Raw genomic sequence first — 15,011 nt, 5'->3', positions numbered from 1 at the left:
GCGAGTTGGTCACCGCCTGGCGAACAGCCGAAGAGCGATCAGCAGGAGACCGATCGCGATGAGTGCGGCGCAGAGGCCGACCAGGATTCGGATCGACCACCGGTCCGGATGGTCCGTGCCCGTCACGGACATGGTCTGGGTGGGGTCGGGTGCTGCTGCCGCAGTGGTGGCATGCGCGGACCGGCCGGTTGAGGGTGTCACCAGCAGCCCCACCTCGGTGGCCGTCGGCGCGCGAAAACCGTAGTCGTACATGGACTCGGCCTGATCCCAGTACGAGTCCGACTCGATGGTGAGCCCGTACATCTGTACGATCACGATCCGGCGGCCGTCGCGTTCGGTCGCCCCCACGAACGTCTTGCGGGCGTCATCGGTGTATCCCGTTTTACCACCCAGCATGCCGGGGTAGCCGTCGAGCAGCAGGTGATTCGATGTCTGCATGAGGTAGCCCGGGTGGTCCTTGTCGCCGGGGACATCCGGACGCTTCGGGTAGCCCGGGAAACGATAGTCGCGCAATCCGATCAGTTCCCGGAAAAGACTGTTGTGCATCGCCTCCCGATAGATCAATGCGAGGTCGTAGGGCGAGGTGGACATGCCGGCAGCATCCAGCCCGGACGGCGTCGACGCGTGCGTGTCGAGTGCCAGGAGCGAGTGTGCCTTGTCGTTCATCGCCGCGAGCGTCGCGTCCACACCGCCGAGCTGCCGGGTCAGTGCGTCGGCGCAGTCGTTGCCGGACACCACGATCAGGCCGGTCACGAGGTCGCGGATGGTGTAGTGTCCGCCCGGTCCCATGCCGCAGGAATCGCCCTCGGCGCTCCAATCCTCCGGGGTGGCGGTGACAACCGCATCGAGATCCATTGTGCCCCGGTCGATCGCGTCGAGGACCACCAGCGCGAGCAGGACCTTGACGGTGGACGCCGGACGGTACCGGCCGTGCGGGTCCTTCGCCGCGATGATCTTCCCGGTGTCCAGGTCGGCGATCAGCCATCCCGCGGAGGTCAGTCGGCCCGGCACTTGTCCGGCCCCCGGGTCGGCGACCACCCCGCATCCGGCCAGACGGGCGCCACCGACCGGCGGATCCGGCACGGGAAGGGGACTGGGGACGGGCGCCCCGGGTGCGACGACCTCCGAGGTGTCGACCGCGGGCGGTGTCGCGACCTTGTGCGGACAATGATCGGTGACCGGGGTGGTGACGGGAACGGGAACGGGAACGGCATATGCGGCTGCGGATGGGCACAACAGTGCGATCACCACGAGGATGAACCGGACCAGGAGCCTCATCGCACGGACAATATCAGCGATGGTGCCCCTGCTCCGCAGGGGCGCGGTGGCCGACGCGACGGCGGAATCATCCCCCCGGGGTGAGTCGACCGGCGTCGCCACGGCGCCGGGTGGCGCGAGCGATGCCAGGAGCGCCGAGGAAGTCATCGATGACCGGGGCAAAGGTCTCCGCGTCCACCACCAGATCGATGTGGCCGCCGTCGTGCCGGTGAAATCGCGATCGCGGGAGCAAGCGAGACATGATCTGCGCGTTGATGATCGGCACGATGGGATCGTCGTCACCCGCTATGAGCAGCGTGCGCTGCCGGATCGCGGGGAGCGCGAACAGGGACGTCCACACCGAGCCGGCGAGCAGCTGATGCAGGTAACCGGTGCGGGATCCGGCGTGCAGCTGCCGGACGAACAGGTCGACCACGTCCTGTCCCCGCTCGCGGACCGCGCCGCCGTACAGTTCGGCAGCGATGGTGCCACCGTAGGAGGGATCACGGAACCGGCGAGGAGTGATCATCTTGTTCAGTACCCGCGGATGACCGGGCACCATGATCGCGCCGGTGCCCGTCGCCACCAGGATCAGCCGCCGACACCGTCTCGGATTCTGGAAGGCAAACTGCTGGGCCAGCGCGCCGCCCCATGAGAGCCCGAGGATGTCGACGACACCGATCTCGAGCCGGTCCAGCATCCGGCCGATCACCCAGGCCAGATAGGGAAAGCCGTATGGCAGTGGCGAAGACGGCGACTCCCCGGTGCCGGGGACGTCGAGGCTGACCACTGGCCGGTCTGGATCGAGGTGACCGACCAGCGGATCGAGGACCTCGAGGCTTGCGCCGATACCGTTGCACAGCACCAACGGCACCCCTACTCCGCGACGATATCGCACCCGTATCCGTTGTCCTCCCACGGCGACGAACACATCTGACTCGTCGACGGGATCGGCTGCGGATGAGACCGGTGTTGTCATGGGGCGTCTCACTTCTCGTGCACGTAGGTGCCGGGTGCCGGGGCGAGGGCCTCGTGGCCGGGGCCGCCGAGCATGGCGGGTGAATCGATCTGCTGGCCCGAGCGCTCGGCTAGCCAGCGCAGGTGGTCGGGCCACCAGGAGTCGGTGTGCTTCTCCGACGAGGCCAGCCACGCATCGGGGTCGACGTCGACATCGACCTGGGCGGTGCGAAACGATGCCTTCTTGTTGCCGGGCGGGTTGACGAGCGAGGCGATGTGCCCGCTTGTCGACAGCACGAACGTGTTGTCCTTGCTGCCCAGGAGCGCGGCGCTGCGATAGGTGGCCTGCCATGGGCAGATGTGGTCCGCGATGCCGCCGACGACGTACGCGTCGCAGGTGATGGCGCCGAGGTCGACCGGCGTGCCCAGCATGGTCGCCTGTCCCGCGGTGACCAGGTCGTTGTTCAGCCCCATCATCACCATGTCGCGATGCAGCGCCGCAGTCATCCGGGTGGTGTCCGCATTCCAGAAGAGGACGTCGAATGCGGCGGGAGAGCGGCCCTGGATGTAATTGTTGACCCAGTAGCGCCACACCAGATCGGTGGGTCGTAGCCAGGCGAACATCTCGGCCATCGCGTTGCCGTCGAGGTAGCCCTTGTCGGCAGAGGTCCGGATGGCGGCCTTGGCTGCCCGTTCGCTGGCCAGCGCCGAGGCGAAACCGGCCTGGCTCTGGTCGAGCACGGTGACACCCAACGTGAGGCCGGCGACCTTGTCGCCGTGCCCGGTGGCGGTGAGGTGGGCCAGCGTCATCGCGGCGAGGATGCCGCCGGAGCAGGTGGCGAACAGGTTCGCGGATTCGGCGCGGGTGATCGATCGGACGGCGTCGATGGCCTCGATGAGGGCTTTTCCGTAGGCGTCGAATCCCCATTCCCGGTGTCGTGCTTTGGGGTTGCGCCAGGAGATGGTGAAGACCTGTTGTCCTCCACGCACGTAGTTCTCGATCAGGCTGCGGTCGGGCGCGATGTCCATCACGTAGTATTTGTTGATCACGGGCGGCACCATCAGCAGCGGTTTCTCGTGCACCGTGGCGGTCTGTGGCGCGTACTGGATGAGTTCGAACATCTTGGTGCGCAGCACGACTGCACCCTTGGTCGTGGCGACGGTCTCACCGACGTGGAAGGCGTCCGGATCGACCATGGCCGGCACCCGCGGTTTGGATGCCATGTCGCGGATGAAGGACTTGGCGCCGCGGACCGCGGACAGGCCGCCGGTGTCGATGAGCGCCTTCCAGCCGACGGGGCTCACCAGCGGATTGTTCGTGGGCGATGATCCCTCGATGATGTTGTCCAGCGCGAACCGAACCTTCTCGGCGTCGCGCCAGTCCAGGTCGGCCGCAGAGTAGAGGCGTTCGGCCGCCTCGGAGGTCGCCAGGTAGGCCTGCTGTATCCGGCGCAGGAGCGCGTTGCCCGACCAGGCCGGGTCCGCGAACCGTTTGTCCTGACGGGCCGGGGCCCGATCGGAGCGGCCGAGGGTGATCGCACCGAGTTCGCGGGCGAGACCGAGGCCCGTGTCGGCGACCGTGATCGGCTGGCGGGCGAGTGATCCGCCGAACCGCGCCCAGGCCGCATTGGGAGTCATCCGGTTCGTGAACGATTTGGTCGAGTTGACCAGGAGCAGATCCAGGGGAGCGGCGATGTCGCCTGCGGCGGAATAATTCTGAGCGATGGTCATTGTTTGATCTCCTCGGGGACGGTGATGTCGCGTTTCTGGATCTTCCCGGTCGCACCGGTCGGCAGGGCGTCGAGGAACCAGATCTTTCGCGGGTACTTGTAGGCCGCGACACGGGCCTTGATGTAGTCGCGGAGGTCGTCGCCGGATATCGACCGCCCGGGTTTGAGGGTCACCGCTGCACCGATCTCCTCACCCAGGGAATCGTGTGGGATACCGATGACGGCGGCCGCGGCGACGGCAGGATGTTCGTAGATGACTTCTTCGATCTCACGGGGATAGACGTTGAAGCCACCGCGGATGATCATGTCCTTGGTGCGGTCGATGATGGTGTAGTAGCCGTCGTCGTCGAGGGTGCCCACATCGCCGGTCGAAAACCATCCGTCCGCGTCGATGGCGTCGGCGGTGGCTTCGGGAAGGTGCCAGTAGCCCTTCATCACGTTGTGCCCGCGCACCTGGAGCTCACCGGGCGCACCGACCGTCACCGAGTTGCCGCCTTCGTCCACCACACGCATCTCGACACCCTCGATGGGGGTACCGATGGATCCCGCCTTCCGGATACGGTTCGGGTGGTTGAAGCAGGCGACCGGCGAGGTTTCCGAAAGCCCGTAACCCTCGAGGATCATCGCGCCGAAGGCTTTCTCGAAATCCGCGATCACCTGGGCGGGCAGTGCCGCGCCGCCCGACGCGCAGGTCCGCAGCGAACTGGTGTCGTGCGTGGGGCGCCGTGCGGCGATCAGTGCCGAGTACATGGTCGGTACACCCTGGAAGATCGTCACCCTGTCGCGTTCGATGACCTCGAGCGCTTCGGCCGGGTCGAAGCGCGGCATCAGGGTGAGTGTGGCACCGGCGAGTACCGAGGCGTTGAGACCGCACGTGAGACCGAAGACGTGGAACAGCGGTAGGCAACCCATCACCACGTCGTCGGGCGTGGCCTCGAACAGCGTGCGAACGCACACCTCGGCATTGCGCCCCAGTCCGCGGTGAGTGAGTTCTGCTCCCTTGGGTTGGCCGGTGGTGCCCGAGGTGTGCAGGATGACCGCGGTGTCCTCGTCGTCGCGCGGTGTCGCCTCCGCCTGTGGTTCGACATCGGCCAACATCGACACGAGTGACCCGTCGTCGACCGGGATACACGTCGTACCGGCCGCCTCGGCCGCCTGCTGTGCCTCGTCGGCGAAGGTCGGTGCCGCGAACAGCGCGGTGGCGCCGGTGTTGGCGAGATAGAACTCGATTTCACGTGCCTTGAGCAGCGGGTTCATCGGCACGGCGATCGCTCCGCGGCGCGCGATGCCATAGAAGAGGACCGCGAACGCCGGTGTGTTGGGGAGCATCAGGCCGACCCGGTCGCCGGGATCGATCCCGAGTTCGGCGAGCAGTGTGGCAGTTTTTGCTGCGGCACGATCGAATTCGTCATAGCTCAGCTTGCTGTCGCCGCAGATCAGTGCGGTCGCGTCGGGCCGTGCGTTGGCGGCGGCGGTCAGATTCTCGCTGAGGTTGGTCATGAACGGCTCCACGGTGAGGTCGGTGTTTCTACTGTTCAATCGTGCGCTCGATCACCCCCCTCACACCATGGTGTGGGGGTCAACGTCGGGTGCTTGTGGGTGTGCACATGCACAGTCAAGCGACGCGCCTGCCGCGAGCGGTCCCGAATCAGGAGCCCGGTGGGCCTCCGGCGAGCGGGAAATGCTCGTCGACCTCGAATGCCAGGCATAGCTCCGCAACGTCGCGCGGGGCCGTTGTCGAACGTCCCGTGAGCTCCTCGATACGTCGTAGCCGATGGCGCACCGTGTTCCGATGTACGAACAGACGTTGCGCGGTGTCGTTGATGTTGCCTCCGACGGTCGACCACATCCGGAACGTCTCGAAGAGAGCATCGCGATCCTCGGGCGCGAGTTGGTAGAGCCGACCGAGGACCAGTGCGGCGAGGTCGGCGGTCACCTCATGGGAGGTGACCGCCGCAACCCCCAACACCGAGTCGTCGAACACGCTCACCCCCTCGCCCTTTCCGGACATCGCCACCCGGGCATACCGCAAGGCCCTGGATGTGTCGGCGAGTTCTGCGAAAGGTGCGCTCACCCCGACCCGTCCGATCGCGGCTCGGCTGAGCAGCGCGATCACCTGGTCGCGTGCCGACGGCGACGGCGCGTAGACGATCCCGATCTGCTGATCGGGTAGGAGTCGCCACGCCGACGAGAGATCGATGCCGCGCAGCTTGTTCTCGATCCCGGCGAGAGGCGCCCTGCCGACGATCGTCGCGGCCGCCGCGACGGCGAGGAAGGGACCGCGATGGGGCAGCCGGAGGATGTCGGCTATCTCCCAGAGACTCTGCTCCGACGAGACTCGTCCTTCGAGCAGATGCTGGGTGAGTGCGGCACGCTCGCTCGCATCGTCGAGGATCTTGGCCGTGGTCCGCTCCCGGTGTGCCGCGGCCATCGCCATGATGAACGCATCCTGCGCCTGCCACATCCGGGCGGTTGCGTCGAGCAGCGTCGACCGACTCAGTTCGGTGTGTTCCTGTGCGATGGATTTGAACTCGGCCCATGCCATCTGGAACCCGATTCGGTAGGCGTGCATCAGGGCGGGGAGGGGAACACCGACGGCGGCCCGTGACCTACCGGTATCTTCGGCGGGCGAGGTGTCGAAGCGCTCATCTCCGGTTAGTCCGTACACCACCAGTTCGAAGTTGGCGCGGACCGTCGCGGTGATGTCGTCGAGCGACACAGCCTGGGTCGAAGAGTAATAGTCCACGTCCTGCCGGATGGCCCGCGCCACTGCTGCGGAGAGTCCCTCGAGCCGATCGCGCAACAGCGTCGCGATCAGGAGGAGTTCCTCGTCCGGGTCCGCTGCCGGATCTTTCCGAACCGTCGTCATCACGCTCATTGTGCGACGTACGACCAGCAGGCTGCAGCGATTCCCCCGGATCGATGGGCGACCTCCGGGTGCTCACTGCCCCGGCGGATCGCCGGTCGACAGGGAAAGCCACTCGTCGATCCGAGCGTGGATCTCCCGCTGCCGCGACGCGGCGAGAAAACTGGCGTCGACCGAGTTGTGCGCCAGCATGGCCACGACCCGATCGTCGAGGTCGAACGCGTCGACGACGGCGGTGTAGTTCTGGTCGACGTAGCCGCCGAAGTAAGCGGGATCGTCGGAATTGATGGTCACGCGAAGACCGGCATGGATGAGCTCGGGCAGCGGATGCGATGCGATGTCGGCGACGGCGTTCAGATGCACATTCGACAGGGGACAGATCGTGAGCGGTGTTCGTTCGTCCGCGAGGCGCGACATGAGCACCGGGTCATCGACGCTGCGGATGCCGTGATCGATGCGCTCGACGGCAAGGTCGTCGAGCGCCTGCAGGATCGAATCAGGTCCTCCTTCTTCGCCCGCGTGTGCGACCAGTCGCAGGCCGGCGCGCGACGCGCGGTCGAAGACCTCGGCGAATCGGGAGGCGGGGTTGCCGACCTCCGCGGAGTCGAGTCCGACGCCGATGATCGGCGCATCCAGGGCGAGCAGCTCATCGAGTGTCGAGAGTGCCTCCGCAACAGGACGATCCCGCAGGAAGCACGCGATCAGATCGGACGTGATGCCGAACTCGGCGTGAGCCCGCTCGAAGCCGTCGATCAGTCCCGCGACGACGTCGCCGAGCGCTATGCCACGAACCGTGTGCGCCTGTGGGTCGAAGAACACCTCTGCGTGCACGACCCCGGCCGCGTGGGCACGTGCGGCGTAGGCGTGGGCAAGCCGTGCGAAATCCCGGCGGCCACGGAGCACGACGAGGTTCTCGTAATAGATGTCGAGAAACGACTGTAGGTCGTCGAACGCGTATCGGGCCCGCAGCGCGTCCGCGTCGCGGTAGGGCAAGCCGATGCCGTTCTCGCGTGCCAGTTCGAGGACGAGCTCGGGTTCGAGGGTTCCCTCGATGTGCAGGTGGAGTTCGACCTTGGGGAGCGAGGTGATTCGGGACATGGTCACAGCAATGTATATGCCTCGCTGAGCACCGAGCGGAGGATCTGTTCGATCTCGTCGAACTCGGTCTGGGTGGCGATCAGCGGCGGTGCGAGCTGCACCACCGGGTCGCCGCGATCGTCGGCGCGGCAGTACAGCCCAGCATCGAACAGGGCGGACGAGAGGAAGCCGCGCAGGATACGTTCGGATTCGTCGCGGGTGAACGTCTCCTTGGTGGCCTTGTCCTTCACCAGCTCGATCCCGTAGAAGAATCCCGCACCCCGGACGTCGCCGACGATCGGCAGGTCGTTGAGGCGCTCCAGTGTGGCGCGGAACGCCGGGGCGTTCTGCTTGACGTGCGCGTTGAGGCTCTCGCGTTCGAAGATCTCGAGATTGGCCAACGCCACTGCGGCCGAGACCGGGTGTCCACCAAAGGTATAGCCGTGCGGGAAGCTCGTCGTGCCGTCGCGGAAGGGTTCGAAGATTCGGTCACTGGCGATCATCGCGCCGATGGGGGAGTACCCCGACGTCATGCCCTTCGCGCAGGTGATGATGTCCGGCACATAGCCGAAGTCGTCGCACGCGAACATCGACCCGATCCGACCGAACGCGCAGATGACCTCATCGGAGACGAGCAGGACGTCATATTCGTCGCAGATATCCCGGACGCGTTCGAAATATTCGGGCGGCGGCGGGAAGCATCCGCCCGCGTTCTGGACCGGCTCGAGGAAGACCGCGGCCACGGTCTCGGGTCCCTCGAACTCGATGGCCTCGGCGATGCGGTCGGCGGCCCAGCGGCCGAACTTCTTCGGATCGGCGGCGAGTTCGTCGTTCGGGGCGCGATAGATGTTGGTGTTGGGCACGCGGAAGCCACCCGGGGTGAGCGGCTCGAACATCTGCTTGAGGGCCGGCACGCCGGTGATGGCGAGCGCGCCCTGTGGGGTCCCGTGGTAGGCGACCGCGCGCGAGATCACCTTGTGCTTCATGGGTTTACCGATGAGCTTGAAGTACTGTTTGGCCAGCTTCCAGGCGCTTTCCACCGCCTCGCCGCCGCCAGTGGTGAAGAAGACCCGGTTGAGGTCGCCGGGGGCATAGGCGGCCAGGCGCTCCGCGAGTTCGATGGCGGGGGGCGTCGCATACGACCAGATGGGAAAGAACGCGAGTTCCTTGGCCTGCTTGGCCGCCGCTTCGGCGAGTTCGACGCGGCCGTGCCCGGCCTGCACCACGAACAGACCGGCGAGACCGTCGAGGTAACTGCGTCCGCGGTCGTCGTAAATCCGCATGCCTTCGCCGCGGGTGATGACCGGCGGCGTGATGTCGTCGCCGTGGCGCGCGAAGTGTCCCCAGAGATGAGCGGCGCTGCGTTCGCCCAGCGAGAGATCGGTGGCGGACTCGTTGACAAGGCTCATCGGGTACCCCAATTGTATTGTTGCTTGACCAATTTCAGACGGACGAGGGTCTCCGTGCCGGTGACCTCGGGATGCGTCAGAACCTGCTGGTTCAGGATGCGCCAAAGCGATGTCTCCATGTCATCTGGGTCGTGAGTTCGACGTCCGGTCAGGTTCGGCGGCGGACGTGCCAGTGGCGGTCACCCGGCGGGCCGGTGGGTCGCCACCTGGGTCAGCCAGCGTCGCATGACGGTGGCGGACAGCGGCGCGGTCACCGCCTCGGCGGCCGCCGCGTCGTCGCCGAAATGATCGACGCCGGCGGTTCCGATCGCAGCTTCCACCTCGTCGCGCGATTCACCCTGCAGCCAGCGCCGGATGAGGGTTCCGCCTGCCTCCAGATGGAACTGGATGCCATAGCTGTCGCCGTACCGAAACAGCTGATTCGGATAGGCCGCCGAGCCGGCCAGCAGTGTGGCCCCATCAGGGAGTGCGAAGGTGTCGAAATGCCATTGGACGGTCTCGAACGAGGCCGACGGGACAGCCTTCCATACCTGGTCCGCCATGCCGTCGGTGTTCAGTCGGACCTCCCGCACGCCGATCTCGGGCTCCTCGCCTCGGAAGACTTCGGCACCCAGCGCCGCGGCCAGGAGCTGCGAACCGAGGCAGACGGCCCACACCGGGACATCGTCGGCGACTGCGTGACGCAGCAGTGCGATCTCCGATGCGATCCACGGGATCGAATCAATGTCTCCGACGCCCATCGGTCCGCCCATCACGATGATGGCGTCATACCCCGCCGTCTTGTCCGGTACGCATTCTCGCCAGACGCGGACGGTCGTGACATCGGCGAGTTCGTCGAGTGCCGTCGAGTACGCACCGGGGGGCTCGACTTCGGCGTGCCGCAGTTCCAGCACGCGGATTCGCGAGACGGCCACCACGGTCACCCCACTCTGGGTGCCACGATGGCCGGCACGGTGGTCCGGCGCAGTGTCGGGGCGGTGGTGCTCGCATGGAACCCGGCGTGCCCGGTCTGTGTCATGGTGTCTCCCGCTCAGGTGGCGAATGGTGGGACAAGACTACGGTTTCCGCAGAGATTGCGCGGCCCGAGGAGAGTTTTCTCAGCGACAGTAAGTGGTGGCATACCGGGACGACCGGGCGGACTTCTCGCGCACCTTCGTCGTGTTCACCCAGACGGCACACCGGGCGAGACGGCCGTTCGACTGGAAGAGCGTGTCGATCTTCTGGTGGCGCACGCGACTGGTGAACACGAGCGATCCGGTCCACAGGCCGGTGTGCTTGTCGAATCGACGGAGTGGGAGGTCGCTCTGCCGGCGCATCCGGTTGCGCGAGTCATACCAGACCACGGCGCTGTTGAGCTGCCGGTCCGAGGTGAGGACGATCGTGATCCGGTCGCCGTTCCCCGGATACCTCGGGCTCGCGTCGGCGAGTGGCGCTCCGAGGACCGGAGCCAGGACCGGGCCGATGCCGATGGCCAGGATGAGGCCGGCGATGACGAGGTGGGTGCGAGTCATGGTGATTGGACGCATGTCGGCATCGCGCGGTTCCACCATCGCGTCCACACCGACGAAACCGCCCCTCCCGGGCTGTGGGAGGGGCGGTTTCGGGGCTGCAGAGAAGAATATCTGCGGGATCGGCGGGTTCGGACGCTCAGCGCGAGAACATCAGGGCGCGCTTGACCTCTTGGATCGCCTGGGTCACCTGGATGCCACGCGGGCACGCGTCGGTGCAGTTGAACGTGGTCCGGCAGCGCCACACGCCGTCGACATCGTTGAGGATGTCGAGACGTTCGATGGCGGCTTCGTCACGGCTGTCGAAGATGAACCGGTGCGCGTTGACGATCGCGGCGGGCCCGAAGTAGCTGCCCTCGTTCCAGAACACCGGGCAACTCGTGGTGCAGCATGCGCACAGGATGCATTTGGTGGTGTCGTCGAAGCGGGCACGGTCGTGCTGGCTCTGGATGCGCTCACGCGTCGGCTCGTTGCCCGAGGTGATCAGGAACGGCTTGATCGCGCGGTACGCGTCGAAGAACGGTTCCATGTCGACCACGAGATCCTTCTCCACCGGAAGGCCCTTGATGGGCTCGATGGTGATGGTGACCTCTTTGGAGCCGTCTTTCGGCAGCATGTCCTTCATCAGCAGCTTGCAGGCGAGGCGGTTGACCCCGTTGATGCGCATCGCGTCGGACCCACAGACGCCGTGCGCGCAGCTGCGTCGGAACGTGAGGGTGCCGTCGAGGTAGCCCTTCACGTAGAGCAGGAGGTTGAGCAGCCGGTCGGTGGGCAGGGCCGGCACCCGGAAACTCTCGAAGCCCTGTGCGTCGGGGTTCTCCGGGTTGAACCGGAAGATCTTCAACGTCACCATCGTGGCCTCGTCGGGAACCGGGGGCAGTGGTGGCTCGTCGGACGAGGGCGTGGGGTTTTCCATGATTGCTGTCATCAGTACTTACGCTCCATCGGCTCGTAGCGGGTCTGCACCACGGGCTTGTAGTCCAACTCGATGTCCGAGAGAAGGTCGGTGCCCTTCTTGTAGGCCATCGTGTGGCGCATGTAGTTGACGTCGTCCCGGTCGGGGTAATCCTCACGGGCGTGACCGCCGCGCGACTCCTTGCGGTTCAGCGCGCCGACCACCGTCACCTCCGCCATCTCCAGCAGGAAGCCCAGCTCGATCGCTTCGAGGAGATCACTGTTGAAGCGCTTGCCCTTGTCGTGGACGCGGACGTGTGAGTAGCGCTCCTTGAGTGCATGGACGTCGGTGAGTGCCTGCTTCAGGGTCTCTTCGGTGCGGAACACCGAGGCGTTGTTGTCCATCGTCACCTGTAGCTCGGTGCGGATGTCCGCGACGCGCTCGTGGCCGTGGTCCGACAGCATCAGCTCCAGCCAGTTGTCGACCATCTGTGTCGGGCTCTCCGGCAGTTCGACGAAGTCGGCGGACGTCGCGTATTCGGCGGCGGCGATGCCGGCGCGACGCCCGAAGACGTTGATGTCCAGCAGTGAGTTGGTACCCAGGCGGTTGGCGCCGTGCACCGAGACGCACGCGCATTCACCCGCCGCGTACAGGCCGTGCACGACCTCGTCGTTGTTGCGCAGGACCTGGCCCTCGATGTTGGTCGGGATACCGCCCATCACGTAGTGGCAGGTCGGGTACACCGGGACGTACTCGGTGACCGGGTCGACGCCGAGGTAGGTGCGCGCGAACTCGGTGATGTCGGGGAGCTTCTCGTTGAGCACGTCCTCACCGAGGTGGGTCACGTCGATGTAGACGTAGTCCTTGTTCGGTCCGGCGCCACGTCCTTCGAGAACCTCGAGCACCATCGAGCGCGCCACGATGTCTCGTGGGGCGAGGTCCTTGATGGTCGGCGCGTACCGCTCCATGAAGCGCTCGCCGTCGGCGTTGCGCAGGATGCCGCCCTCACCACGGACTGCTTCGGAGATGAGGATGCCGAGGCCGGCCAGGCCGGTCGGATGGAACTGGTGGAACTCCATGTCCTCCAGGGGAAGTCCCTTGCGGAAGACGATGCCCATGCCGTCGCCGGTGAGAGTGTGGGCGTTGGACGTCGTCTTGTACATGCGTCCCGAACCGCCGGTCGCGAACACGATCGACTTGGCGTGGAACACGTGGATCTCGCCGGTCGACAGCTCATAGGCGACGACGCCGGTCGCCACCGATTCGCCGTTCTCGTTCTCGCCGAGGCAGATGTCGAGGGCGTAGAACTCGTTGAAGAACTCGACGTTGTGCTTGACGCAGTTCTGGTACAGGGTCTGCAGGATCATGTGGCCGGTGCGGTCGGCGGCATAGCACGCGCGGCGGACCGGGGACTTGCCGTGGTCGCGGGTGTGGCCGCCGAATCGGCGCTGATCGATCTTGCCCTCGGGGGTCCGGTTGAAGGGGAGCCCCATCTTCTCGAGGTCGAGGACCGCGTCGATGGCCTCCTTGGCCATGATCTCGACCGCGTCCTGGTCGGCGAGGTAGTCGCCGCCCTTGACGGTGTCGAAGGTGTGCCACTCCCAGTTGTCCTCTTCCACGTTCGCCAGTGCGGCGCACATACCGCCCTGGGCGGCGCCGGTGTGGCTGCGGGTGGGGTAGAGCTTGGTCAGAACGGCGGTTCGGGCGCGGGGCGCGGACTCGATGGCGGCGCGCATCCCGGCGCCGCCGGCCCCCACGATGAGCACGTCGTAGCGATGTTCCTGCATAAGTTCGTCAATCTCCTCTAGCCGACGCTGTTCACGTCGAAGGTCAGCAGGGCGTACGTGCCGAGCACGAGCACCAGGATCATCGAGATGCCGAGTAGCACGTTCAGCCAGAATCGGGTGGAGTCCTTGCGCGAGTAGTCCGCGATCACCGTCCGGACGCCGTTGCCGCCGTGTAGCTGAGCGAGCCAGAGCATGGTGAGGTCCCAGACCTGCCAGAACGGCTCACGCCACCGCGCCGCGACGAATGAAGCGTCGATGCGGTGCACGCCGTCGTCCCAGGCGAGCATGATGAACATGTGACCGATGGTCAGGATGATCAGGGCCAGACCCGAGAAGCGCATGAACAGCCACGCGTACTTCTCGAAGTTGCCGCCCTTGCGCATGCGCGGCGACCGCGGGTTGTCCAGACTCGCGGGCCGGTCGTATTCGGTGCCCAGGGTCTTGGCGGCACCCGGAGTGGCTTGCGATGCAGTCATCAGGTGCCTCCTAGAACGAGTGGGTGATCAGGATCTGCAGCAGGCGGATGGCTGCCGCACCGAACACGATGACGAAGATGGTCACAATCGCCCACAGCATCTGACGCTGGAACTTGGGGCCCTTCGACCAGAAGTCGATCAGGATGATGCGGATGCCGTTGAACGCGTGGTACAGCACGCAGGCGACGAGCGCGATCTCCATCAGGCCGATGATCGGCGTCTTGTAGGTCTCGATGACCTCGGAGTACTTGTTCGGATCGATCCGGATGACCGCGGTGTCCAGTACATGGACGAACAAGAAGAAGAAGATGGTGACACCGGTGATCCGGTGCAGCACCCACGACCACATTCCTGGGTCGCCGCGATACAGGGAGCGTTTGCGCACCGGGTCCGGTGCTACCTCGGTCGGGGTGCTCATCGGGAAATTGGCCTCCAACAGCGTCGATGGATGTGCCGAGTCGGCATTATGAGGCTCGGCCGTGGACCCATGCATGAGACTTTAAACCTATGCTGACCCCGCGCATAAATTGCCCGAACCGATTTGGGCGACAACTGATCTCGACTTAGGTTTGCCTTACCAAGCTTCGCGCTGGTAGGTGATGTCACATCCTGATCGTCCGTGCCGATAGTGAGGAGTTCGGTTTGGTTTCCGAAAATGACTGGAATCTGTTGCGGGACAAAGCATCAGTGATGGTCGATCGAGCCTATGCTCCCTACTCCGGGTTTCCGGTCGGCGCGTCGGGCCTCACCGACGATGGACGTCTGGTCTTGGGCTGCAATGTGGAAAATGTCTCATACGGGCTCGGCATCTGCGCCGAGGTCGCACTCTGCGCGCATCTGGTCGCCACCGGCGGGGGGCGGCTGATCGCGGTGTCGGTCTGCGACCCCCGGGGCGGGAGACTCATGCCCTGTGGGCGGTGTCGGCAAGTGCTGCTGGAGCACGGTGGCCCCGAGCTTGCGGTGGACCATTCTCGCGGGTCGACGACTCTGGCCGATCTGCTGCCGGACGCGTTCGGCCCCGATGATCTGGCGGCGGGCAGATGAGCGAT

The 15,011-nt window shown here is 65.7% G+C and carries 14 protein-coding genes and 1 pseudogene; 1 reads left to right on the top strand and 14 read right to left on the bottom strand.

The window, feature by feature from the left end; all coding sequences use genetic code 11:
- Positions 1 to 9: 9 nt before the first annotated feature.
- The 14 genes and pseudogenes from ACLQ3I_RS12100 to sdhC all read right to left on the bottom strand — a co-directional run bounded on the left by ACLQ3I_RS12100 (position 10) and on the right by sdhC (position 14,380).
- Complete coding sequence (locus ACLQ3I_RS12100) at positions 10 to 1,278, bottom strand: D-alanyl-D-alanine carboxypeptidase family protein (RefSeq protein ID WP_425802126.1); 1,269 nt, start codon at positions 1,276 to 1,278, stop codon at positions 10 to 12.
- Positions 1,279 to 1,345: 67 nt separating this feature from the next.
- Entirely contained in the window at positions 1,346 to 2,236 is an 891-nt protein-coding gene (gene phaZ, locus ACLQ3I_RS12095; RefSeq protein ID WP_425802124.1) for a poly(3-hydroxyalkanoate) depolymerase, read from the bottom strand.
- Positions 2,237 to 2,244: 8 nt separating this feature from the next.
- Positions 2,245 to 3,945: a PHA/PHB synthase family protein gene (locus tag ACLQ3I_RS12090; RefSeq protein ID WP_425788174.1), complete on the bottom strand. Its 1,701-nt coding sequence runs from the start codon at positions 3,943 to 3,945 to the stop codon at positions 2,245 to 2,247.
- Positions 3,942 to 5,444, bottom strand: a complete 1,503-nt coding sequence (locus ACLQ3I_RS12085; RefSeq protein WP_425802121.1) for a long-chain-fatty-acid--CoA ligase — start codon at positions 5,442 to 5,444, stop codon at positions 3,942 to 3,944. The genes ACLQ3I_RS12090 and ACLQ3I_RS12085 overlap by 4 nt, the downstream gene beginning before the upstream one ends.
- A gap of 148 nt (positions 5,445 to 5,592) precedes the next feature.
- Positions 5,593 to 6,813, bottom strand: coding sequence for a PucR family transcriptional regulator (locus tag ACLQ3I_RS12080; RefSeq protein ID WP_425788170.1), 1,221 nt, complete (start codon positions 6,811 to 6,813; stop codon positions 5,593 to 5,595).
- A 72-nt stretch (positions 6,814 to 6,885) separates the two neighbouring features.
- Positions 6,886 to 7,908, bottom strand: coding sequence for an adenosine deaminase (locus tag ACLQ3I_RS12075; protein ID WP_425788169.1), 1,023 nt, complete (start codon positions 7,906 to 7,908; stop codon positions 6,886 to 6,888).
- Positions 7,909 to 7,910: 2 nt separating this feature from the next.
- Positions 7,911 to 9,296, bottom strand: a complete 1,386-nt coding sequence (locus tag ACLQ3I_RS12070; RefSeq protein WP_425802119.1) for an aspartate aminotransferase family protein — start codon at positions 9,294 to 9,296, stop codon at positions 7,911 to 7,913.
- Positions 9,293 to 9,427, bottom strand: a pseudogene (locus ACLQ3I_RS12065) (AsnC family transcriptional regulator); the annotation flags it as partial. The pseudogene ACLQ3I_RS12065 and the gene ACLQ3I_RS12070, both read right to left, overlap by 4 nt.
- Before the next feature lie 48 nt (positions 9,428 to 9,475).
- Positions 9,476 to 10,210, bottom strand: coding sequence for a type 1 glutamine amidotransferase (locus ACLQ3I_RS12060; RefSeq protein ID WP_425802116.1), 735 nt, complete (start codon positions 10,208 to 10,210; stop codon positions 9,476 to 9,478).
- Positions 10,211 to 10,393: 183 nt separating this feature from the next.
- Entirely contained in the window at positions 10,394 to 10,822 is a 429-nt protein-coding gene (locus tag ACLQ3I_RS12055; RefSeq protein WP_425788163.1) for a hypothetical protein, read from the bottom strand.
- A 121-nt stretch (positions 10,823 to 10,943) separates the two neighbouring features.
- Positions 10,944 to 11,732, bottom strand: a complete 789-nt coding sequence (locus tag ACLQ3I_RS12050; RefSeq protein ID WP_425788161.1) for a succinate dehydrogenase iron-sulfur subunit — start codon at positions 11,730 to 11,732, stop codon at positions 10,944 to 10,946.
- On the bottom strand, positions 11,732 to 13,486 hold the full coding sequence (sdhA, locus tag ACLQ3I_RS12045; protein WP_425788159.1) for a succinate dehydrogenase flavoprotein subunit: 1,755 nt from the start codon (positions 13,484 to 13,486) through the stop codon (positions 11,732 to 11,734). Before sdhA ends, ACLQ3I_RS12050 begins: the two co-directional genes overlap by 1 nt.
- Before the next feature lie 17 nt (positions 13,487 to 13,503).
- Positions 13,504 to 13,962 carry a succinate dehydrogenase hydrophobic membrane anchor subunit gene (locus ACLQ3I_RS12040; protein ID WP_425788157.1) on the bottom strand — a complete coding sequence of 153 codons (459 nt, stop codon included), beginning with the start codon at positions 13,960 to 13,962 and terminating at the stop codon, positions 13,504 to 13,506.
- 10 nt (positions 13,963 to 13,972) lie between these two features.
- Positions 13,973 to 14,380, bottom strand: coding sequence for a succinate dehydrogenase, cytochrome b556 subunit (gene sdhC, locus ACLQ3I_RS12035; protein WP_425788155.1), 408 nt, complete (start codon positions 14,378 to 14,380; stop codon positions 13,973 to 13,975).
- Positions 14,381 to 14,604: 224 nt separating this feature from the next.
- Between sdhC and ACLQ3I_RS12030 the strand changes: the two genes are divergently transcribed.
- Positions 14,605 to 15,006, top strand: a complete 402-nt coding sequence (locus ACLQ3I_RS12030) for a cytidine deaminase (RefSeq protein ID WP_425802113.1) — start codon at positions 14,605 to 14,607, stop codon at positions 15,004 to 15,006.
- The last annotated feature ends 5 nt before the right edge of the window (positions 15,007 to 15,011 follow it).

Source organism: Gordonia sp. DT101 (assembly GCF_049844895.1).
In the GTDB taxonomy this organism is placed as follows: domain Bacteria; phylum Actinomycetota; class Actinomycetes; order Mycobacteriales; family Mycobacteriaceae; genus Gordonia.
The sequence above is the reverse complement of the archived record's forward strand: the minus strand, read 5'-3'. Positions and strand labels throughout refer to the sequence as shown.